Here is a 21,020-nt window from a genome sequence, read left to right on the forward strand (position 1 = left end):
CCTTCCCCCGTGGCGGACGACGACGGCGCGGAGCTCGCCGAGCTGGTCATGCGCGTCGCCCGCACCCAGCGCCGGCGGTGGGGGGACGCCCTCGCCCCGTGGGCGCTGTCGCCGCACCAGGCCCGCGCGCTGCGGGTCGTGGTCGCCCGCGAGGGCGCGCGGCTGTCCGACCTCGCCGAGGCGCTGCACATCGCGCCGCGCTCGGCGACCGAGGTGACCGACGCGCTGCAGGAGCGGGGCCTGGTGGAGCGCAGCCCCGACCCGACCGACCGGCGGGCGGTGCTGCTGCGGGCGACGGAGGAGGGACGGCGGGTGCAGGCCGAGGTCGACGCCGCCCGCCGCGCGGACACCCGCGACCTGTTCGCCCGGCTGCCGGCCACCGACCGTGCCGAGCTCGCCCGCCTGCTGCGCGCCCTCCTCGACTAGAGGGAGGCCCCGTCCCCCTCCCCGCTCGCACGCTCGCGGCGAACCCCTGGACGGGGCCGCTGTCCGTCAGCCGGTGGACCCCACGGGGCGGGCCGCGGTGCCACGATGCTGCGCATGAACGAGCCGGTGCGCACCGAGGAGCTCCGCGTCTCCGACGTCGAGCGGAGGGTCGTCCAGGACCGGCTGCACCGCGCGGTCGGCGCCGGCCAGCTCGACCTGCACGAGTTCGACGAGCGCGTGCAGGCGGTCTGGGCCGCGCGCACCCGCGGGGAGCTCGACCGCGTCACCCGCGACCTGCCCGAGCCACCGCCCGCGCCGCCCCCGCCGCCACGGGAGCCCCGGCACCGCGTCTTCTCCGACACCGGCGGCGGGACGGCGATGCGGGTGCTCACCACGGTGTGGGCCTCGATCGTCGCGGTGAACGTCGTCGTCTGGCTGCTGGTCTCCCTCGGCGACGGCGGCCCGGCCTACCCGTGGTTCATCTGGTTCGCGCCGTCGGGGGCCGTCCTCGCCGTCCTCTACGCCACCGGGATCGGCCGGCCCCGCTAGTCCGGCGGCCGCCCGGGGCTGCGGTGCCGGCGGGTCTTGGCCCCGTACATCGCGCGGTCGGCGCGGGTGATCACCTCGTCCGGCGACTCACCGGGCCGGCCGACGGCGCTGCCGATGCTCACGCCGACCGCCACCGGCCCGGCCGCGGTGGGCACCGGCGCGCCGACCCGCCGGCGCGCCGCGGCGGCGAGCGCGGCGAGGGCGGGCTCGTCGGAGCCGGGGCAGAGGACGACGAACTCGTCACCGCCCAGGCGGGCGACCAGGTGGCCCGGCGCGGCCATCGCCCGCAGCCGGGTGGCGACCTCCACCAGCACGGCGTCACCGACGGCGTGCCCGTGCACGTCGTTGACCGACTTGAACCCGTCGAGGTCGCAGAAGAGCACCCCGCAGACCCGGTCGGCCGCCGGGTCGAGGTGGCCGGCCAGCTCCTCGAAGAACGTGCCCCGGTTGGGGATCCCGGTGAGCCGGTCGGTTCGCGCCCGCTCCGACAGCTGCGCCTCGCGCCGCCGCTGGTCGGTGACGTCGATGCCCACGCACGCGACCGCGTAGGGCCGCCCGTCGGGACCGGTCAGCACGTTGTTCTGCATCGAGATCAGGCGCCGGCTGCCGTCGGCGGTCAGCCAGTCGCCCTCCTGCGGGTGGGCCCGCCCGGTCGCGACGGCCCGCGCGACGGCGTCCAGCGCCAGCTCCCGGTGCTCCGGGACCACGTAGACGTCCACGAAGCAGTAGCCGAGGAGCTGGTCGGGTGTGCGCCCGGTGAGCCGCTGCAGGGCGGGGTTGGCCAGCAGGATGCGGCCCTCCCCGTCGACGACGCAGACGAGGGCGTCGGTGCCCTCGACGAACTCGAGCGCCAGCCGGCCGTCCACCTAGCCCAACGCGGCGGAGACGTCGCGGCTGTCGTGCACCTCGGCCATGTGGACTCCCCTTCGAATCGTCCGGCCCCCTCCGACGATGAGATCACGATCACACGGGGTGCGTCACCCGTTCCGGCACCGGTCCGGCTCGTTCGGCCGGCGGCACGCTCAGTGGACGACGAACAGCCCCTCCGCGCGGCCCTCGCAGGACCCCACCGCCACGGCGCCGGCCGCGGTGAGACGGAGGTGGTCGAACGCGGCGTCCCCGGGGCACAGCGGGCCGGTCTGCACGACCTCTCCGGTGGCCAGGTCGACGGTGAGCAGGACCGGCACCAGGACGTCGTGCGCCCCGAGGAGGTGGGCCCGGCCGGCGTCCTCGTCCACGACGAGGGGCTCGCGTGGCGGTGCGCCGCCGGTCTCGGCGAGCACGGTCGGCGCCGGGTCGCCCGGTGCGAGCGAGAGCAGCCGCGTGGTGTCGCTGCGCTCCTCCTGGACGACGACCCGCTTGCGCTCCGGCGCGGCTCTTCCCGGCGCGATGTCTCAGCGCTAAGGTATCCGGCCATGGCAGCGGCGCGCCGGGTGCGGATCGGGATCGACACCGGGGGCACGTTCACCGACGTCGTCGCCGTCGACGAGGAGACCGGGCGGACGACGACCACCAAGACGCCGTCCACCCCGGCCGACCCGGCCGAGGGCTTCCTGGCCGGCGTGCGCAAGGTCCTCGGCCTCATGGGCCTCGACGGCGCCGCGGTGACGGCGGTCAGCCACGGCACGACGGTGGCCACCAACCAGCTGCTCGAGGGCAAGCTGGACCGGATCGGCTTCGTCACCACCGAGGGCTACGAGTCGGTGCTGGAGATCGCCCGGCAGTCGGTGCCCGACGGGTACGGGAACAGCTACTTCTGGGTCAAGCCGCCGCGGATCGTCCCCGCCGACCTGGTGCGCACCGTCCGCGGCCGGCTCGACCCCACCGGCGCCGAGGTGCGCCCGTTCGACCGCGACGACGCCGTCGCGGCGGCCCGGTTCTTCCGCGACGCGGGCATCACCACCGTCGGCGTCTGCTTCCTGCACGCCTACGCCGACGACGCCCACGAGCGGGCGATGCTCGAGGTGCTGCGCGAGGAGCACCCCGGCGCGGTCGTGTCGATCAGCTCGCAGGTGCTGCGCGAGTACCGCGAGTACGAGCGGTCGGTCACCACGCTGGTCGACGCCGCCGTCAAGCCGCGGGTGGGCGCCTACGTCACCAACATCCGCACCCGCCTCGACGAGATCGCGCCGGGCGTGCCCTTCTACGTCATGAAGAGCAACGGCGGCGTGCTGTCGGCCACCGAGGTGGTGCACCAGCCGATCACCACGATGCTGTCCGGACCCGCGGCCGGGGCGCTCGGCGCGGCGCTCATCGCCGGCGCGGCGGGCTTCGACCGGGTCCTGACCTGCGACGGCGGCGGCACCTCCACCGACGTCACGGTCGTCGTCGACGGCGAGCCGACGCTCACCACCGAGGGCTCGGTCGGCGACTACCCGTCGAAGATCCCGATGATCGACGTCGTCACCGTGGGCGCCGGCGGCGGCTCGATCGCCTGGCTCTCCCCGGAGGGCACGCTCAAGGTCGGCCCGCGCTCGGCCGGCGCCGACCCCGGGCCGATGTGCTACCCCTCCGGCGGCGCCGAGCCCACGGTCACCGACGCGCACGTCGTCCTCGGCCGGATCCCCCCGCACCTGCTCGGCGGGGAGATCCCGCTGTCGGTGGACGCCGCCCGCAAGGGGCTCTCCGCGCTCGGCGGCGAGCTGGGGCTGTCGCTGGAGCGCACCGCGCTGGGGATCCTGGAGATCTCGGCCTGGAACCAGGCCAACGCGCTGCGCCAGGTCACCGTGGCCCGCGGCCTCGACGTCCGCGACTTCACGCTCACCACCTTCGGCGGCTCCGGGTCGCTGCTGGCCTGCCGGCTCATGGACGTCCTCGGCCTCCCCCGCACGCTGGTGCCGCCGAACCCGGGCAACGTGAGCGCGTTCGGCCTGCTCACCGTCGACGTCCGCAACGACCACGTGCAGACGGCGATCAGCCGGCACGCCGACCTCGACCTGGACCGGGTGCGCGGCGTCTACGCCGACCTCGAGGCCGACGCCGCGGCGGCACTCGACGGCGAGGGCTTCTCCCGCGACGAGCAGCGGATGGTGCGGACGGCGGACCTGCGCTACGTCGGGCAGGCCTTCGAGGTGCGGGTGCCGGTGCCCAGCGAGATCGACGCGGCCGACCTCGACGCCGCGGCCGCCGACGAGGTGGCGCGGGCCTTCCACGCCGCGCACCGCCGGCTGTACGGCTACGACTTCGCGGCCGACCCGCGGCAGGCGGTGGAGTGGGTGAACCTGCGGGTCAGCGGGATCGGCCCCATCCGCCGTCCCGACCTGGTGGAGCTCCCGCCGGGCGACGGCGGCCCGGAGCGGGCGGTCACCGGCTCGCGGCCGGTGCTCTTCGGGGGCGACGGCGCTGATGACGGAGCCGGCGACTGGGCCGACACCCCCACCTACGACCGCACCCGCCTGGCCTCCGGCGACGTCGTCGCCGGTCCTGCCGTGATCGAGGAGTTCGGCTCGACCGTGCCGGTGCACCCCGGTTTCACCGCCACCGTGGACCGCTTCGGCAACCTGCTGATCGAGAGGGCCTCATGAGCCTCCATCGCGACAACGGCTCCTCCGGGGCCGCCGACCCGGTGCTCGTGGAGATCGTCGCCGGCACGCTCGCGGCCATCGAGAAGGAGGTCGAGACCTCCATCGGGCGGACCTCCCGCTCACCGATGATCCGCGACGCGCACGACTTCCGCGCCGGCATCCACGACCGGCAGCTGCGCAAGCTCACCGGCCGCTCGTACTCGGCGCTGGTGCACCCGGTGGTCCGCGACCACCCGATCGAGACCATGCACCCGGGCGACGTCTTCTTCCACAACGACGTCTACCTCTCCGAGGGCGGGATCGGCCACCTGCCCGACCTGTGCGTGACCGTCCCGGTGTTCGCGCACGTCGACGGCGCGGAGCGGGTCGTCGCGTTCGTGCAGGCGTTCGGCCACCACGACGACATCGGCGGCGCCGTCCCCGGGTCGATGCCGAGTGCGGCCACCAGCGTGTACGAGGAGGGCCTGATGGTCCCCCCGATCAAGCTGTGGGACCGCGGGGTGCCCAACCAGGCCGCGCTGGCGATCATGACGCGCAACTCGCGGATGCCCGACTCGCTGGCCGCCGACCTCGACGCCGAGTGCTCCGCCTGCCTGGCGGGCGCGCGCCGCCTGGGCGAGCTGTTCGACCGCTACGGCGTGGCCGCCGTCGAGGCCTGCTTCGACGCGATCCTGGCCAACTCGACCGAGGTCTACCGGCGGGAGATCCTGTCGCAGATCCCCGACGGCACCTACGTCTGGGAGGACTACGCCGAGCACGACGGCGTCGAGGCGCCGAAGCTGCACCGCCAGCGGATCACGCTGACCATGGACTCCACCCGCGAGACCCCGCTGGTCATCGACTTCACCGGCACCGGCCCGCAGGCCAAGGGCCCGATCAACCACTGCGGCGACTACGCCGACGGCAACTTCCTCAAGAAGTGGCTGGCGCCGATCCTGCGCAACCTCGCCGAGACGCCGGAGCGGATGGCCGAGCTCGACGTCAACGAGGGGGTCGTGCCGCTCATCGAGATGCGGTTCCCGGAGAAGGGCACGCTGCTGACGCCGGTCTTCCCGGCGCCCACCAACGCGCGCACGTTCGTCATCCTGCGGCTGCTCGGCGTGCTCGCCGGCGTGCTGGCCAAGGCCACGGGCGGCCGGATGCCCGCCGACCAGGAGACGATCCGCTACACCGGCGTCTACGGCACCGACTTCGACGGCACCCCCTACCTCATGCGCGAGGTGCTCGGCGGCGGCTCCGGCGGGCGCTGGTACGCCGACGGCGAGGACACCATCCACGTCGTCCCGGACTCGCGGAACCTGCCCACGGAGTTCACCGAGTCGCGGTTCCCGCTGCGGGTGGAGCGCCTCGGCCTGGCGCTGGACTCCGGCGGGCCCGGCCGGTACCGCGGCGGCTGCGGCTACGAGAAGCACATCCGGGTGCTGCGCGACGCGCACTTCATGTCGATCGCGGACCGCTCGATCCTGTCCTGCTGGGGGGTCAACGGCGGCCGCGCGGGGCGGCCGTTCCAGGTGACCGTGGACCCGGGCGGGCCGGACGAGCACCACGTCGACGCGCTGGCCGACGCCGAGCCGCTGCCGGCCGGCACGGTCGTGCGGATCCGCACCACCGGCGGCGGCGGGTGGGGCGACCCGCTCGAGCGGCCGGTCGAGGAGGTCCTGCGCGACGTGGCGTGGCGCAAGGTGTCGGTGGCCGGCGCGCGGGCGGACTACGGCGTGGTCGTGCTGGACGACGGCACGGCCGACCTCGGGGCGACGTCGGCGCTCCGGGACGAGCTGCGCGCGGCCCGCACCGGCGACGAGCCCTTCTTCGACCGCGGCCCGGGCTACGCGTTGCTCTCGGGCGGCGCGACGTCCAACGAGTTCGACGTCCTCTGACGCGCTCGTGCTCTGCCCCCGATCGGGGGCAGAGCACGAGCGCCCGTCAGGTCACCGGGTCGGTGCTCCCCGGCGCCGGCTTGACGTCGTCGCCGGTCTGGCCCTCGTCGCCCTCGGTCGACGTGTCCTCCTCGACGCCCTCCGGGCGGAGCGGCGTCTCCTCGAGCACGTTCTCCCGCGCCTGGTCGCGGTCGGTGCCGGGTACCTCGGTCATCGGTCCTCCTCGGGTCCGGGTACCGCTCCCCTACCCCTGTCCTGAGCGAGCAGGCGCGGGTTCGCCAGGGGTGAACGGCGGGCCCGGAGCACCTCGGCGGTGTGCTCGTCGGCGGGGAGGAAGGCCTCCACCGACAGCTCCGCGGCGGTGAGGTCGACGGCGGTGCCGAAGGTGGTCACGGTGCTCAGGAAGCACAGCACGCCGTCGTCGGTGCGCAGCCGAAGCGGGACGGCGATGCCGTCGGGCGTCGACCGGTCGGTGCCCCCGGGCAGCGCGGCGAGCTCCCGGTGCAGCGCGGCCAGCGCCGGGTCGCCGGTCAGGTGCGCCTCGCGGCCGAGCCGGTGCAGCAGGTGCGCCCGCCACTGCGGCAGGTTGGCGATCCGCGGCGCGAGCCCGTCGGGGTGCAGGCTCAGCCGCAGCACGTTGGCCGGCGGCTCGAGCAGGTGCGGGGCGACGCCGTCGAGGAACAGCGCCACGCTCGCGTTCGCCGTCACCAGCTCCCAGGACCGGTCGACGACGACGGCCGGGTACGGCTCGTGGGCGGTGAGCACCAGGTCCAGGGCCCGGGTGACGGCGGCCATGTCGGGCGAGTCGAGGGGACGGCGGCCGTAGGCGGGGGCGAACCCGGCGGCCAGGAGCAGCTCGTTGCGCTCGCGCAGCGGCACCTCGAGCCGCTCGGCCAGCCGCAGCAGCATGTCCCGGCTCGGCCGCGCCCGGCCGGTCTCGAGGAAGCTCAGGTGCCGCGCCGACACCTCCGCGTCGTTGGCGAGGTCGAGCTGGGAGAGCCGGCGGCGCTGCCGCCAGCCGCGCAGCAGCTCCCCGACCGGCGGGCGCGTCAGGGTGGTCACGGCGGCGACGCTAGTGACGACGGCGTCCGGCGTCGCCTACCTGCGAGGTAATCGACCCGCCTCTCCGGTGGCGCCACGGTCTGCGGCATGACAACGACAGCCACCCGCCCCCGCTCCCGGACCCTCGGCCTGCTGGGCCGCGATCCGCTGCGCACCGTCCTCCGCCTCGACGCCGTCGTCACCGGCGCCAACGGCGCGGCCTACCTCGCCGCCGCCCCGCTGCTGACCGGGCTCCTCGGCGTCCCGTCCGGGGTGCTGCGCGGCCTGGGCGCCTCCCTGCTGGCCTACGCGGCCGGCGTCGCCCTGGTCGCGGCCCGCCCGAGGACCTCGGCCGGCGCCACCGAGGTCGTCGTCGGCGCCAACCTGCTGTGGTCGGCCGCCAGCGTCGCTGCCGTCGTGAGCGGCCGCTTCGACCTCACGACCGCCGGCGCCGTCTGGGTGCTGCTCCAGGCCGCGGTCGTCGCCGGCTTCGCCGCCCTCCAGCTCACCGCCCTCCGCACTCGCTGACCCCCCACCCGAGGAGGAGAACCGCCATGACCGCCACCCCCGACCTCGCCGAGCGCTACCTCGCCGCCTGGAACGAGACCGACCCCGCCGCACGCCGGGCGCTGGTCGAGCAGGTGTTCGCCGAGGACGTCACCTACACCGACCCGATGGCCGACGTCGCGGGCCGGGCGGCGCTCGACGCCACCATCGCCGCCGTGCACGGGATGTTCCCGGGCTTCGTCTTCCGGCTGGCCGGCCCGGCCGACGCCCACCACGACCAGGTGCGTTTCACGTGGCACCTGGGACCGGAGGGCGCCGAGGCGCCGGTGATCGGCTCCGACGTCGCGGTGACCGACGCGGACGGGCGGATCCGCACCGTGCTCGGCTTCCTCGACCGGGTGCCCGCCGGCGCCTGAGCCGGTTCCGCGCCGCAGGACCTAGCCGCGCCGCCGCTGCCACCAGCGGCGGCGCGGGAGCGCGTCTGCGACCGGCTCCTCCGCGGCAGGCGGGGCGGGTGGCGGGCGGTCGCGGCGCCAGCCCTCGACCAGCGCCTCGACGTCGGCCAGCCCGGGCACCGGCGACCACCGGCTCGGCTGCGGCCGGCGCCAGAACGCCTCGACGCGGGCGTTGTAGTCCTCGGCCACGGCGCGGACGGCGCCCTCCGAGGGCAGGCCCGCCACCCGCTCCGGCAGCTCGTCGCGCTCCCGGCGCAGCGCCAGCCCCGGCGGCAGCATCTCCGCCGGCCTGATCCCCTCGCGGCGGGCCTTGGCGATCGCCCAGTCGTAGGCCGTCTCGTCGGGGTCGAAGGCCGGCAGCGGTTTCCCCGCCCCCCGCAGGCCGGTGAAGTCGCCCCGCTCCTGCGCCTGGCCGATCTGCCGCTCCACCCAGGTCTCGAACGAGACCCCCGGCGGCTTGCGCTGGGTCACCCGACCACCTCCTGCCCCCATGCTCCGCCTCTGGGAGGCTCGGCCGCATGCGGACGACGGGCAGCAGGGAGGTCTACCGGAACCCGTGGATCCGGTTGCGGGAGGACACCGTCGAGCGCGCCGACGGCTCCACCGGCGTCTACTCCGTCGTCGAGAAGCCCGACTTCGCCCTGGTGATCGCCGCCGAGCGGGACGGTTTCTGGCTGGTCGAGCAGTTCCGCCACCCGGTGGCCCGCCGGGCCTGGGAGTTCCCCCAGGGCACGTGGTCCTCCGAGGCTCTGACGTCGGGCACCAGCGGGACGCCGGAGGACCTGGCCCGCGCCGAGCTGGCCGAGGAGACCGGCCTGCGGGCCGCGCGGATGGCGCACCTCGGCCACCTGGACCTCGCGCCGGGGCTGTCCACCCAGGAGTTCGACGTCTGGCTGGCCACCGACCTCACGCCCGGCCCGACGGCCCGGGAGGCCACCGAGGCGGACATGGTGGCGGCCTTCGCGACCGAGGGCGAGCTGCGGGCGATGGCCCGCGACGGCCGCTTCACCGACGGCCCCTCGCTCGCCGCCTACGCCCTGCTCCTGCTCGCCCGAGAGGGCCGTTAACGCTCCGAAGGCCCCCGGGACGGCGCTACGCGGCGCGGAGGGTGCGCAGCGCGGTGGTGACGCGGGCGAGCTCGTCGAGCATCGCCTTGCCGCCGGCCTCGAGCTCGGCGTTGGGCACGAACTCGTCGTCCTGGTCGAGGAACTGGGCGAAGAAGGGCACCGACACCGCCTCGGGGACCACGTGCACCCGCAGCGCGCCGAGCACCGGCTTGACCGCCGACGAGGCGCGCAGGCCGGCGGAGACGCCGCCGTAGGTGACCAGCCCGGCCGCCTTGTCCGCCCACTCGGCCGACAGGTAGTCCAGGGCGTTCTTCAGCGACGCCGGGAAGGAGTGGTTGTACTCCGGCGTCACGAAGACGAACGCGTCGGCGCGGGACACCGTCGCACTCCAGTCCCTCGTGTGCTGGTGCGTGTACTGCTGCAGCCGCGGGTGGTTCGGCTCGTCGAACACCGGGAGGCCCACCTCGGCGAGGTCGACGAGCTCGACGTCGAACCCGGCGTGCTCCTCGGCCAGGCGCTGCAGCCAGCGGGCGACGGCGAGGCCGCGGCGGCCGGGACGGGTGCTGGCGGCGATCACCTGCAGGACGGGACGGGACACCGGGACCTCCGAGGACGGCGGAACGACTCGTTGAGCACTCAACCGGCGGCTCGACCGGCTCCTTCCGGCACCGCCGGTGATCCCCGCCGCAGTGCCGTGACCCGATCGTGCCTGGACAGCCGGACGCCGCTCGTGCCGCCGGGCGGATCGGTCGCGCAGCGTGGCGACCTGCCCTGAACGGGTGATCCGCCTGCTCGGGAGCCTGCGCACGGCTCCCGCACCCCCGACGCTGTCCGGGTGCCGCTCAGCGTCCCCGGCCTGCCGGACCTGCCGCCGGACCTCGCCGGTCCGGTGGCGGTGCAGCTGGCCAAGCCGGTGCGCGACCTGCCGACGGCGTCCGCGCTGCCCGGCGGCTGCCGCTACGAGCCCAAGTGGGACGGCTACCGGCTGGTCGTCGTCCGCGGCCGCAGCGGCACCCGGCTGTGGTCCAAGCAGGGCCGCGACCTCACCGACCGCTTCCCCGACGTCGCCGCCGCCGCGCTCGCCCAGGTCCCGGCCGGCACGGTGCTCGACGGTGAGGTCGTCGTCTGGAACGGCGAGCGCCTGGACTTCGGGCTGCTGCAGCGCCGCATGGTCACCCCGCCCTCGCGGATGGCCGCCCTCGCCGCCGCGCACCCCGCGTCCTACGTCGCCTTCGACCTGCTCGCCGCCGGCGGCGGGGACCAGCGCCGGCGGCCGTTCCGCAGCCGCCGCTCCGCGCTGGAGGAGCTCGCCCGGCGGTGGGCGCCCCCGATGCAGCTGTCCCCGGTCACCGCCGACCCGGACGAGGCGCGCGGCTGGGCCGAGGACCTGCGCCCGCTGGGCATCGAGGGGCTGGTCGCCAAGGGCGCGTCCACCCGGTACGCCGCCGGCCGGCGCGAGTGGCTCAAGGTCAAGTCCTGGGAGACGACGGAGGTCCTGGCCGGCGGCGTCATCGGTCCCCTCGAGCGGCCGAGCCAGCTGGTGGCCGGTCGCTACCGCGACGGCGAGCTGGTCGTCGTCGGGCGCACCAGCCCGCTCTCGCCCGCCCAGTCGGCCGAGCTGGCCGCCGTCCTCACCCCCGCCGGCCCCGACCACCCCTGGCCCGAGCGGATCGGCACCGGCCGCTTCGGCGGCGGGCGGCTGTCGGTGGCGCTCACCCGGGTGGAGCCGGTCGCCGTCGTCGAGGTCAGCGCGGACGCCGCGCTCACCGCCGGGGTGTTCCGGCACCCGCTGCGCTTCGTCCGGGTCCGCCCCGACCTCGTGCCCGGCGACGTCCCGCGAGCCGACTAGGGGCCGCTGGGGTCTCAGGGGCGCTGGGGCACGCGGCCCAGCGTCACGAGGAACCGGCGCAACAGGCAGGCCAGCTGGGCCAGCTCGTCCTCCGACAGCCCGGCCAGCAGGCGGCGCTCGGTCTCCAGGTGGTCGGGCAGCGCCGCGTCCAGGGCCTCCCGGCCGGCCGCGGTCAGGGTGACGACGACGGCCCGCCCGTCGGCGTCGCTGCGCGTGCGGGTGATCAGCCCCTTCTCCTCCAGCCGGTCCAGCCGCTGGGTGATCGCGCCGGAGGTGACCAGCGCCGTGCGCATGAGCGCCGTGGGCGTCAGCTGGTACGGCTCCCCGGCCCGGCGCAGCGCGGCGAGGACGTCGAAGGACGGCGCGTCCAGGCCGTGCCGCGCGAACGTCGCCCGCTGGGCCAGGTGGACCTCCCGCTGCAGCTGGGTGATCCGGCCGATGATCCCCATCGGCGAGCAGTCGAGGTCCGGACGCTCCCGGGACCACTGCTCGAGGATGAGGTCGACGGCGTCCTCCACCCTGGTACCTCAGCAGTGAGAGAACGCGGGCGTCAAGCCGCGCCGAGCCCCTCCCCCGGGCGCACCAGACCGCTCGCCAGCCGGACGGTGAACCCCTCGGGGCCGGACACCAGGTCGACGTCGTCCCAGAGCTTGCGGGCCAACCACAGGCCCATCCCACCGGCGGAGAGGTCGTCGCCGTGCGCCGGCAGGAAGCCCGCGAGGGGGTCGGCGAAGGTCGTGCCGGAGTCGGAGATCGTGCAGACGACGGTGGAGCGGTCGGCCCACACCCGCGCCGAGACCGGCCGCCGGCCGTGCCGGAAGGCGTTCGCCGCCACCTCGCTCATGCCCAGGTGGAGGTCGGCGCGCTGGTCGGCGTCGGGGACGACCGCCTCCAGAGCCCGCCGCAGCCCGCCGCGCAGGCCGGCCAGCGCGGGTGCCGCGTCGACGGCGAACACCGGCTCGCCCGCCTCGACCGGCTCGCGGGCGGCACCGAGGTCGCGCAGGACGCCGACCGGCTCCCGGTACTCCGAGTTGCGCACCCGCACGCCGCCCATCCACAGCTCCGGGTGGGTGTGCCGCGCGGTCGCGAGGACCTCGGCCGGCGACCGCTCGCGGTCGTAGACGCACAGGCAGGACAGCGGCGCGCCGCTCACCAGGGCGTTCGAGGCCGCCTCGTACCGCCGGACCTCGCGCCAGCGCCGGGGGTCGGACCCGAAGACGGGCTCGGCGAGGATCCGCAGCCGCCCCGATCCCCGGGTGGCGGCGCGCTCGACCCGCTGCCGGATCACGGCCATCGCGTCGGGGGCGCGGGCGCCGACCAGGCAGATGCGCGCGTCGTCCTCGACCTCGCGGGCCCGCAGCCCGAGCGCCCGGCGGATGGCCTCGACGGTCTCCGGTGCGCAGGCGAGGACCGGCAGGTCGCCGGCCCGCAGGCCCTCGTCGACGTAGGCGGCGGCCACCCCGACCGCCTCGCCCGGGGAGTGCACGAGCGCGGCGCCGTGCACGAAGGCCGACCGGTCCGGCGACGGGCGGGGACTCCGCTCGCCCTCGCCGCTCCGCTGCTCCGCCTGCCTGGCGGAGGCCTCGACCACCGGATCCACTGGCCCCTCGACCGCCTGCGAGCCGGAACTGCCCCGACCCGTCGCCCCCGATTGTGGAACACGTCCACCGTCGACGCGCTCCCGGGTGCCCCTCACGTCCCCCAGGCGGCGGACCGGCGCCCCCGCGGACCGTCGGCGGTGCCGCGCCCCGCGCCGGTGTCCACACCGCCCAGGGCGAGCACGCGGGCCGGGGCGGACCCCTCACGGGTGCGCACCCGGAGGACCAGGCGGCGTGCGGTCGCCACCCGCATCAGCTCGAGCACCAGGCCGACGCCGGCGCTGGCCAGGTAGGTGACCGGCTCCAGGTCCAGCAGCACCCGCGTGCCGTCCGGGACGCCGTCGATGGCGCGCAGGGCCTCCGCCCGCAGGGCCGGCGCGGCGGCCAGGTCGACCTCACCGGACAGTCCGAGGCGCACGCTGCCGGGCCCGCGGTCCACCGTCAGCCGGGCCGGCTCGGCGTCGGCCCGCCCACCGGTGCCCCGGACCACCGGCCGGTCCGGGCCGGGACCGGCCGGGACGAAGCGGAAGTGCACGGTGGTGCCGGCGCCCTCCCGGCCGCCGTCGTCGACGGTGCGGCCGACCTCGACGTCGGTGGCCAGCGCCGAGATCAGCTCCAGCCCGCGCCCCCGGTACCCCTTGTCGGCCGGCGCCGGCCGCCACACGCCCTCGTCGCGCACGCAGACGTCGATGCTGCCGTCGGCGGCCCGCTCCAGCCGGTACTCGCAGCGGCCCTCCCCTGCGGTGGCGGCGTAGGCGTGCTCGACGGCGTTGGCCAGCGCCTCGCCGAGGGCCAGTTGCAGGTCGTCGAGGGAGTCGCCGGCCAGCCCGGCGGCCAGTGCCCAGGCGGTCACCCGGCGCCGCACCCCGCGCAGCCGGGCGGGCTCGGCGCGCAGCACCTCGTGCAGCGGCGGCGGGGTCAGCCGGGCGGCGATGACCGCGACGTCGTCCGGGAGGGCCGACTCGTCGAGCACCTCGGCCAGCAGCGCGCGGGTCAGCCGGCGCGGCTCGGCGCCGCCGAGGCGGGCGGCGGCCTCGGCGACGCGGCGCAGGCCGGTGTCCAGCGACTCGCCGCGGCGCTCGACCAGGCCGTCGGTGTAGAGCAGCAGCGTCGTCCCCGGCAGGACCGTGGTGCTGCCCTCGACGTAGGGCCGCCGGCCCGGCGCGCCGAGGACCGCGCCCCCGCCCTCCTCGAGGAAGGTCGCCGCGCCGTCGGTCACCAGCAGCGGCGGTGGGTGGCCGGCGCGCGCCCACCGCACGGTGCCGGCGGTCCAGTCGAGCACCAGGCACGCCGCCGTCGAGGCCAGCGCGCCGGGCAGCCGGGCGGCGAAGCGGTCCAGCAGCTCGAGGGCCTCCGCCGGCGGCTTGCCCTGCAGCAGCGCCGCCGACAGCGCGCTGCGCAGCTGGCCCATGACCGCGGCGGCCGCCGGGCCCTGGCCCACGACGTCGCCCACGGCGATGGCCACGCGGTCCCCGCCCAGCTCGACGACGTCGTACCAGTCGCCGCCGGCCGAGGTGCCCGCGGCACCGGGCAGGTACTCCGCGGCCAGCGCGAGCCGCTCCAGCCGGGGCACCGCGGCGGGCAGCAGGCTCAGCTGCAGGGTGGAGGCGATGTCCTGCTCGGCGCGGTAGAGGCGCGCCCGGTCCAGCGCCGAGGCGCACTGCTCGGCGACCGCCAGCAGCATCCCGCGCTCGGCCGGCCCGAGCCGGCCGGCCTCCGGGGAGGCCACCCCGATCACGCCGACCACCCGGCCGGCGACCAGCAGCGGCAGCGCCACGACCGACCCGGGACCGCCGTCCCCGCGGTCCGGGACGTCCTCGATCCACACCGCGCGGCGCCCGGTGACCGCCGTGGTGACCGCCAGCGGCGTGCTCAGCGGGATCTCGGCCCACCGCTGCGCGTCGTCGGCCGGGGGCCCGGCGGGCGCGAGCAGGCGCAGCGCGCGGCCGGCGGCGTCGACCTCGTAGACGCCGACGCGGCTGCCGCTCCCGGTCAGCGAGAGGACGGAGGCGGCCGCGGCCTCGGCCACCTCCACCGGGGTCGTGGCGGCCGACAGCTCGGCGGTCACCCGCTGGAGCAGGCCGAGGCGCCGCGCCGCGGCCCGCTCCTCGGCCAGCAGGAGCGCGTTGTCCAGCGCGAGGGCGGCGCGGGCTCCGATCTCCTCGACCAGCGCGCGGTCGTCGTCGTGGAAGGGCGGGGCGTCGTCGCGGCGGCCGAGCGCCAGCACCGCCCGCACCCGGCCGCGGACGGTGAGCGGCACCAGGAGCGCCGAGCTCAGGTCCAGCCGGACGCCGCCGTCGCCGGCACCGGACAGGTGCGGGCGCAGCAGCGGCACGCCGCTGTCGAGCACCTCGACGCCCAGCCCGCCGTGCGGCTGCAGCTCCGCCAGCTGCTCGTCGGTCCCCTGGATGTCCGCGCGGCCGGCGTAGCGCAACCGCCCGTCCGGGCCGACGACCCGCGCGGTGCAGACGTCGGCCAGGCGGCGGTCGACCACCAGCTGCGCCAGGCCGGCCAGCTGCCGGTCGACCTCGGTCTCGCGGTCGAGCGCCGTGCCGACCGCGGCGAGCAGCGACTGCCGCTCGGTCTCCCGGTAGCGGGCGTTGATGTCGGTGCAGCTGCCCACCCAGCCCCCGGCGGTGCCGCCGATCGGGACCGCGCGCTCGAGCAGCCAGTGGTAGGCGCCGTCGGCCCGGCGCAGCCGGAACTCGACCTCCCAGCCCTCCCCCGCCGCCGTCGCCGCCGCCACGGTGGCGGCGTAGCGTCCGGCGTCGTCGGGGTGCAGCCCGGTCTGCCACCCGTCCCCGAGCTCGGCCTCCGGCGGCCGGCCGGTGAACGCCGTCCACGCGGCGTTGAGGAACTCGCGCCGGCCGGAGCCGTCGGCGACCCAGATCAGGGCCGGCGCGAGGTCGGCCATCGCGGTGAAGCGCTCCTCGGCCTCGCGGCGGGCGCGGCCGAGCTGCAGGTGGGCGTCGACGCGGGCCAGCAGCTCCTGGGCGGAGAAGGGCTTGACCAGGTAGTCGTCGGCGCCGGCGGCCAGCCCCTCGACGGCGGCCTCCTGGCCGGCGCGGGCCGAGAGCAGGACGACGGGGACGCGGGAGGTGCGGGCGTCCGCGCGCAGGGCGGCGAGCAGCTGCATGCCGTCCAGCCGCGGCATCATCACGTCGCTGACGACGAGGTCGGGCGGATCGGCCAGGGCCGCCTCCAGGGCCGCCTGCCCGTCGGCGACCGCGCGGACCTCGTGCACCGGCGCGAGCAGCCGTGTCACGTAGTCGCGCATGTCGGCGTTGTCGTCGGCCACCAGCACCCGGCCGGCGCGGCTGCCCTGCGACCCGGGGGCGGACGCGGGGACGTCGTCGGCCGCGCCCGGGAGCCAGCGCAGCGCCTCGGCGACGAACGGCGTGGCCCCGGGCGAGATCGCCGGCGCCTCGGCGACCGCGGGGGCCAGCCGGTCGGCGGGCAGGTGCGCGGTGCCCAGCGGCACGGTGACGGTGAAGGTGGTGCCGACGTCGGGCGTGCTGTCGACCTCCACCGAGCCGCCGTGCAGGCCCACGAGCTCGCGGACCATCGCCAGCCCGATGCCGCTGCCCTCCCCGGAGCGCGCCCGGGCGCCGGAGACGCGGGTGAAGCGCTCGAACAGCCGGGGCAGCTCGGCGGCGGGGATGCCGGTGCCGGTGTCGGCGACGGTGAGGACCGCGACGCCGTCCCCCTGCCGCAGCCGCACGGTGATGCCGCCGGCGAAGGTGAACTTCAGGGCGTTGGAGAGCAGGTTGAGGACGACCTTCTCCCACATGTCCCGGTCGATGTGGACCGGCTCGGACAGCGGCGGGCAGTCGACGGTCAGCCGCAGGCCCGCCCGGTCGACGGCGGAGCGGAAGACGCTGGCCAGCTCGGCGGTGGTCGCGGCGAGGTCGACCGGCTCGAAGCGCGCGTCGATCCGGCCGGCCTGGATGCGGGAGAAGTCGAGCAGGGTGTTGACCAGCTTCTGCAGCCGCAGCGCGTTGCGCTCGACGACCTCGAGCTCCTCGGCCACCCGCGGGTCGGCCGTGGCCGCCGCCGAGGCCCGCAGCTCGGCGACCGGGCCCATGATGAGCGTCAGCGGGGTGCGGAACTCGTGGCTGACGTTGCTGAAGAAGTCGGTCTTGGCGCGGTCGAGCTCGGCGAGGGCCTCGGCGCGTCGCCGCTCGGCCTGGTAGGCACGCGCGTCGGTGACCGCCGTCGACACGTGCCCGGCCACGAGGTCGAAGAACCCGCGGTAGTTGGCGTCGAGGGCGCGGTAGGGGCAGACGCCGAGGACCAGGACGCCGGCCGCCTCGTCCTCCCCCGACACCGCGACGGGCAGGACGACGGCCCGGTCGGGGACGGCCTCGCCGATCGGGGACCGCACCAGCCGGTCGGCGGCGGCCAGCCCGTCGCAGACCTCCCCGGTGCCGGTGCGCAGCACGCGCCGGACGACCTCGGCGACGGGACCCGGCAGCTCCCCGGCCGCGGCGGCGCTGCCCTCCACGGCGCCGGAGACCGCCACCGCGCGGAGCGCCTCCGGGTCGTCGTCCTCCCGCAGGAAGACGGCGGCGAGCGGCACCGTCACCCGGTGCCGCTCGAGCACCCCCACGGCGGTCCGGCAGGCGTCCTCGACCGTGCCCGTGGAGGACGAGAGCTCACCCAGGTCGCGCAGGACCCACAGCCGCCGGTCGCCGAGCACCTGGTCGGTGGTGTCGGTGGCCACCACGAAGACGCCGCCGACCGCACCGCTCTCCTCGGCGATGGGGCTGTAGGAGAACGTCCAGTAGGTCTCCTCGACGTAGCCGTACCGCTGCAGCAGCAGGAGCTGGTCGCGGGAGTAGGTCGCGCCGCCCCCGCTGAGCACCTGGTCGGCGAGCGGGCCGAGCTCGTGCCACGCCTCGGGCCACACCTCCGGCGCCGGGCGGCCGAGCGCGGCGGGGTGCTTGTCCCCGAGGGTGGGCAGGTAGGCGTCGTTGTAGAAGTCGATGAGCTGCGGCCCCCACCACACGAGCATGGGGAACCGGGAGGACAGGCAGATGTCGAGCGCCGTCCGGAGGCTCTGGGGCCAGTCCTCGCGCGGGCCGAGGGAGGTCGCCGCCCAGTCGATCGTCGCCAGCCGGGCGGCCATCTCCCCCTGCGGCTCCGGTCCGGGAGCGGACCGCGGGCCGGCCCCGTCCCCCGTCACCGCGCCACCACGCAGGGCAGCCTAGGCGCTGCTCCCCGGGCGCGCCGGGTCCCGTCCGGCCAGCGCGTCGAGGGCCGTGCGGTCCAGGCCGGTGGCCGCCGCGACCTCGGCCGCGTCGACGGCGCCGCAGTCCAGCCCGCGCAGCACCACGCCGGCCAGCGCCCGCGCGGTGGCCGGCTCGTCGAGCACCCCGGCGTCGGCCCGCTCGACGTAGGCCCTCAGCCGCGCGGCCGCCGCCGGGAGGGCGCCGCGGAAGAACGCGTAGGTGGCCACGTAGCGGGTGACCAGCTGGGCGGGGTGCAGGTCCCAGCCCTGGTACAGGCCGCGCCCGAGCGCCCGCCGCACCAACCCGGCGTGCACCCGCCAGCCGGCGTGCACCTGCTCGCGCGGGCCGACGGGCAGCTGGTTCGTGGAGCCGTCGACCGCCCGCGCGCCCGTGCCCGCGACGGCGACCTGCATGAGCTGCTTGGCGAGGTCGAGCGCCGGGTGGTCGGAGGACTGGTGCGCCGCCGCGATGCCCAGCGCCGCGCTGTAGTCGTAGGTGCCGTGGTGCAGCCCGGTCAGCCGCGGGCCGGCCGCGTGCACCATGCGGGCCAGCGTCACCGCGCCGTCGGCGCCGAGCACCGCCTGCGGCGTCTCCACCTGCAGCTCCAGGTCGAGCGCGACGCCGTGCGCGCCCTCGAGCGCGTCGAGGACGGGCAGGAAGGCGCGCACCTGCTCGACGTCGGTGACCTTGGGGAGCGTGACCGTCGCCCGGGGAGGGACCTCCGTGGCGGTGTCGGCTCCCAGGGCGGACAGGAACAGGTCGAGGGAGCGGACGCCGCGGCGGCGGGTCGGCCCCTCCAGCGACTTCGCGCGGATCCCGACCGACGGCGGGGCGGTGCCGGCGGCGCGGTCGGCGGCGACCGCCCCGGCCGCGCGCACGACGTCGCCGTCCTCGGCCCCGGGCCGGCCGCGGTAGCCGTCCTCGGCGTCGACCCGCAGGTCCTCGACCGGCTCGGCGGCGAGCTTGGCGCGCACCCGCGGCAGCACCTGGTCGAGCAGGCCGGCGTCGTACCCGAGGTCGGGGAGGCCGTGCTCGTCGAGGGCGGCCAGCGCCGCGGTGCCCCAGCCGGCGGCCAGGCCGGGGACGACGGCGTCGGCGGGGACGTAGCAGGTGTGCACCGGCTGCCGGGCCGGCCGCTCCCCGGGGTACGCGGCCGCGCGGGCGGCGTCGACGGGAGCGAGCCGCCGGTCCAGCTCGGCGTAGACGTCCTCGCCCAGGGTCACGCGTCCACTCCGATCACCGTTGCGGCCTCCGCGCAGGGCCCGCCCCGAGCCCGCGGGAGGTGGAGGCGGGAGTCCCTCACTCGATCAGCTCGTAGGCGGGCAGCGTGAGGAAGTCGGGGAAGTCCTCCGCCAGCGCGACCTGCTCGAACAGCCGGCGGGCGTCGTCGAGGCGCGGGAGCTCGCCGATGCCCTCGACCTCCTCGGCGACGACGCGGCGGACCAGGTCCTCCGTCACCGTCTCGCCGGTGTCGAGCACGACGCCGGCGTGCACCCACTGCCACACCTGCGAGCGGCTGATCTCGGCGGTGGCGGCGTCCTCCATGAGGCCGTGGATGCCCACCGCGCCGTTGCCGGCGAGCCACGCGGCCAGGTAGCGGACCGCCACCTCGACGTTGGCCCGCAGTCCGGCCAGGGTGCGCCCACCCGGCACCCCGGCGACGTCGAGGAGCTGCGCCGCGGTCACCGACACCTCGGGGCGCTGCCGGTCGAGCTGGTTGGGCCGGTCACCGAGGACGGCGTCGAACGCCTCGCGGCAGACCGGCACGAGGTCGGGGTGGGCCACCCACGAGCCGTCGAAGCCGTCACCGGCCTCGCGGGTCTTGTCCTCGCGGACCCTCGCCAGCGCGCGCTCGTTGGCCTCGGCGTCCCTGCGGCTGGGGATCGCCGCGGCCATGCCGCCGATGGCCATGGCGCCGCGGCGGTGGCAGACGGCGACCAGCTGGTCGGTGTAGGCCCGCATCATCGGTGCGGTCATCGTGACCGCGGCCCGGTCGGGGAGCACGAACTCCGGCCCGGCCTCGCGGAAGACCTTGATGACGCTGAACAGGTAGTCCCAGCGGCCGGCGTTCAGGCCCGTGGCGTGACTGCCCAGCGCGTGCAGCATCTCCTCCATCTCGAACGCGGCCGGGATGGTCTCGATGAGCATGGTGGCGCGGACGGAGCCCTCGGGGATCCCCAGCACCCGCTCGGCGTGGTCGAGGACGAGCTTCCACAGCCCGGCCTCGAGGTGACCCTCCAGCTTCGGCAGGTAGAAGTAGGGGCCGCTGCCGCGCTCGAGCTGCTCGGCGGCGTTGTGGAACAGGTACAGCCCGGCGTCGACCAGCGCGCCCACCGTCGGCTGCCCGTCGACCAGCACGTGCCGCTCGGGCAGGTGCCAGCCGCGCGGGCGCGGGACGATCGTGGGCAGGTCGCCGTCGTCCCGGAGCCGGTAATCCCGGCCCTCGGGAGTGGTGAACGCCAGCTGCCGGCGGACGGCGTCGCGCAGGACCAGCTGCCCGGTGACGACGTTGCGCCAGTGCGGGGTGTTGGCGTCCTCGAGGTCGGCGAGCCAGACGTCGGCGCCGCAGTTGAGCGCGTTGACCGCCATCTTCGGCTCGGTCGGGCCGGTGATCTCCACGCGGCGGTCGACCAGCCCGGGCGGCGGCGGAGGCACCCGCCAGTCGCCGTCGCGCACGTCGGCGGTCTCCGGGCGGAAGTCCAGCCAGCGGGCGGTGGCGATCTCGGCCCGCCGGGTCGCCCGGGCGGCCAGCAGCGCGTCGCGCTGGGTGCCGAAGCGGCGCTGCAGGTCGGCGACGAACTCCAGCGCCTCGGGGGTGAGGACCTCCTCGCCCCGCTCGACCTCGGGACCCTCCACGCGCACGTCACTCACCGCTGGTCCCCCTCGCCGGCCCGGA

At 76.5% G+C, this 21,020-nt stretch carries 19 protein-coding genes; 8 read left to right on the forward strand and 11 right to left on the reverse strand.

All coding sequences use genetic code 11. The annotated features are described in order from the left end of the window. The first annotated feature begins 9 nt into the window (after positions 1-9). On the forward strand, positions 10-426 hold the full coding sequence (locus JD79_RS05860) for a MarR family winged helix-turn-helix transcriptional regulator (protein ID WP_211307878.1): 417 nt from the start codon (positions 10-12) through the stop codon (positions 424-426). 114 nt (positions 427-540) lie between these two features. Further along, positions 541-975 carry a DUF1707 SHOCT-like domain-containing protein gene (locus JD79_RS05865; protein WP_211307879.1) on the forward strand — a complete coding sequence of 145 codons (435 nt, stop codon included), beginning with the start codon at positions 541-543 and terminating at the stop codon, positions 973-975. Here the strand turns inward: JD79_RS05865 and JD79_RS05870 are convergent. Then, on the reverse strand, positions 972-1,841 hold the full coding sequence (locus JD79_RS05870) for a GGDEF domain-containing protein (RefSeq protein WP_110004759.1): 870 nt from the start codon (positions 1,839-1,841) through the stop codon (positions 972-974). The genes JD79_RS05865 and JD79_RS05870 overlap by 4 nt on opposite strands. Before the next feature lie 156 nt (positions 1,842-1,997). Then, entirely contained in the window at positions 1,998-2,258 is a 261-nt protein-coding gene (locus tag JD79_RS05875; RefSeq protein ID WP_110004760.1) for a hypothetical protein, read from the reverse strand. A gap of 132 nt (positions 2,259-2,390) precedes the next feature. Between JD79_RS05875 and JD79_RS05880 the strand changes: the two genes are divergently transcribed. Then, positions 2,391-4,499, forward strand: coding sequence for a hydantoinase/oxoprolinase family protein (locus tag JD79_RS05880; protein WP_110004761.1), 2,109 nt, complete (start codon positions 2,391-2,393; stop codon positions 4,497-4,499). Then, positions 4,496-6,376, forward strand: coding sequence for a hydantoinase B/oxoprolinase family protein (locus tag JD79_RS05885; protein ID WP_110004762.1), 1,881 nt, complete (start codon positions 4,496-4,498; stop codon positions 6,374-6,376). Before JD79_RS05880 ends, JD79_RS05885 begins: the two co-directional genes overlap by 4 nt. 46 nt (positions 6,377-6,422) lie before the next feature. Here the strand turns inward: JD79_RS05885 and JD79_RS22480 are convergent, their stop codons facing one another. Beyond that, positions 6,423-6,590, reverse strand: a complete 168-nt coding sequence (locus JD79_RS22480; RefSeq protein WP_170149132.1) for a hypothetical protein — start codon at positions 6,588-6,590, stop codon at positions 6,423-6,425. Next, positions 6,587-7,438, reverse strand: a complete 852-nt coding sequence (locus JD79_RS05890; RefSeq protein WP_110004763.1) for a helix-turn-helix domain-containing protein — start codon at positions 7,436-7,438, stop codon at positions 6,587-6,589. The genes JD79_RS22480 and JD79_RS05890 overlap by 4 nt, the downstream gene beginning before the upstream one ends. Positions 7,439-7,525: 87 nt before the next feature. On the opposite strand from JD79_RS05890, the gene JD79_RS05895 reads away from it, so the two are divergent. Next, positions 7,526-7,945: a hypothetical protein gene (locus tag JD79_RS05895; protein WP_110004764.1), complete on the forward strand. Its 420-nt coding sequence runs from the start codon at positions 7,526-7,528 to the stop codon at positions 7,943-7,945. 26 nt (positions 7,946-7,971) lie between these two features. After that, positions 7,972-8,340 (forward strand): nuclear transport factor 2 family protein, encoded by a 369-nt coding sequence (locus JD79_RS05900; RefSeq protein ID WP_110004765.1) that lies wholly within the window; start codon positions 7,972-7,974, stop codon positions 8,338-8,340. Between the two features lie 21 nt (positions 8,341-8,361). Here the strand turns inward: JD79_RS05900 and JD79_RS05905 are convergent, their stop codons facing one another. Further along, positions 8,362-8,850, reverse strand: coding sequence for a DnaJ family domain-containing protein (locus tag JD79_RS05905; RefSeq protein WP_211307880.1), 489 nt, complete (start codon positions 8,848-8,850; stop codon positions 8,362-8,364). 47 nt (positions 8,851-8,897) lie between these two features. Between JD79_RS05905 and JD79_RS05910 the strand changes: the two genes are divergently transcribed. Beyond that, positions 8,898-9,446, forward strand: coding sequence for an NUDIX domain-containing protein (locus tag JD79_RS05910; RefSeq protein WP_110004767.1), 549 nt, complete (start codon positions 8,898-8,900; stop codon positions 9,444-9,446). Between the two features lie 25 nt (positions 9,447-9,471). Here JD79_RS05910 and JD79_RS05915 read toward each other — a convergent pair whose 3' ends face one another. Beyond that, positions 9,472-10,044, reverse strand: coding sequence for an NADPH-dependent FMN reductase (locus JD79_RS05915; RefSeq protein ID WP_110004768.1), 573 nt, complete (start codon positions 10,042-10,044; stop codon positions 9,472-9,474). A gap of 237 nt (positions 10,045-10,281) precedes the next feature. Here JD79_RS05915 and JD79_RS05920 point away from each other — a divergent pair, with 237 nt between their 5' ends. Then, positions 10,282-11,295: an ATP-dependent DNA ligase gene (locus JD79_RS05920; protein ID WP_110004769.1), complete on the forward strand. Its 1,014-nt coding sequence runs from the start codon at positions 10,282-10,284 to the stop codon at positions 11,293-11,295. A gap of 14 nt (positions 11,296-11,309) precedes the next feature. On the opposite strand, the gene JD79_RS05925 is transcribed toward JD79_RS05920, so the two are convergent. The 5 genes from JD79_RS05925 to aceB all read right to left on the reverse strand — a co-directional run bounded on the left by JD79_RS05925 (position 11,310) and on the right by aceB (position 20,995). After that, complete coding sequence (locus JD79_RS05925) at positions 11,310-11,813, reverse strand: MarR family winged helix-turn-helix transcriptional regulator (RefSeq protein ID WP_110004770.1); 504 nt, start codon at positions 11,811-11,813, stop codon at positions 11,310-11,312. A gap of 32 nt (positions 11,814-11,845) precedes the next feature. After that, positions 11,846-12,886, reverse strand: coding sequence for a sensor histidine kinase (locus tag JD79_RS05930; protein WP_146220397.1), 1,041 nt, complete (start codon positions 12,884-12,886; stop codon positions 11,846-11,848). A 101-nt stretch (positions 12,887-12,987) separates the two neighbouring features. Next, complete coding sequence (locus JD79_RS05935; protein ID WP_110004772.1) at positions 12,988-18,078, reverse strand: SpoIIE family protein phosphatase; 5,091 nt, start codon at positions 18,076-18,078, stop codon at positions 12,988-12,990. Between the two features lie 21 nt (positions 18,079-18,099). Then, on the reverse strand, positions 18,100-19,347 hold the full coding sequence (locus tag JD79_RS05940) for a DUF6986 family protein (RefSeq protein ID WP_110004773.1): 1,248 nt from the start codon (positions 19,345-19,347) through the stop codon (positions 18,100-18,102). A gap of 76 nt (positions 19,348-19,423) precedes the next feature. Further along, a complete protein-coding gene (gene aceB / locus JD79_RS05945; RefSeq protein ID WP_211307881.1) occupies positions 19,424-20,995 on the reverse strand; it encodes a malate synthase A in 1,572 nt (523 codons plus the stop codon). Between the last annotated feature and the right edge of the window lie 25 nt (positions 20,996-21,020).

It is taken from the genome of Geodermatophilus normandii, from assembly GCF_003182485.1.
GTDB classification, from domain to species: Bacteria; Actinomycetota; Actinomycetes; order Mycobacteriales; family Geodermatophilaceae; genus Geodermatophilus; species Geodermatophilus normandii.

What these genes read in the sequence shown, in the direction of transcription:
- JD79_RS05865 (WP_211307879.1), top strand. Translation starts at nt 541, where the DNA reads ATGAACGAGCCGGTGCGCACCGAGGAGCTCCGCGTCTCCGACGTCGAG.
- JD79_RS05880 (WP_110004761.1), top strand. Translation starts at nt 2,391, where the DNA reads ATGGCAGCGGCGCGCCGGGTGCGGATCGGGATCGACACCGGGGGCACG.
- JD79_RS05885 (WP_110004762.1), top strand. Translation starts at nt 4,496, where the DNA reads ATGAGCCTCCATCGCGACAACGGCTCCTCCGGGGCCGCCGACCCGGTG.
- JD79_RS22480 (WP_170149132.1), bottom strand. Translation starts at nt 6,590, where the DNA reads ATGACCGAGGTACCCGGCACCGACCGCGACCAGGCGCGGGAGAACGTG.
- JD79_RS05895 (WP_110004764.1), top strand. Translation starts at nt 7,526, where the DNA reads ATGACAACGACAGCCACCCGCCCCCGCTCCCGGACCCTCGGCCTGCTG.
- JD79_RS05900 (WP_110004765.1), top strand. Translation starts at nt 7,972, where the DNA reads ATGACCGCCACCCCCGACCTCGCCGAGCGCTACCTCGCCGCCTGGAAC.
- JD79_RS05910 (WP_110004767.1), top strand. Translation starts at nt 8,898, where the DNA reads ATGCGGACGACGGGCAGCAGGGAGGTCTACCGGAACCCGTGGATCCGG.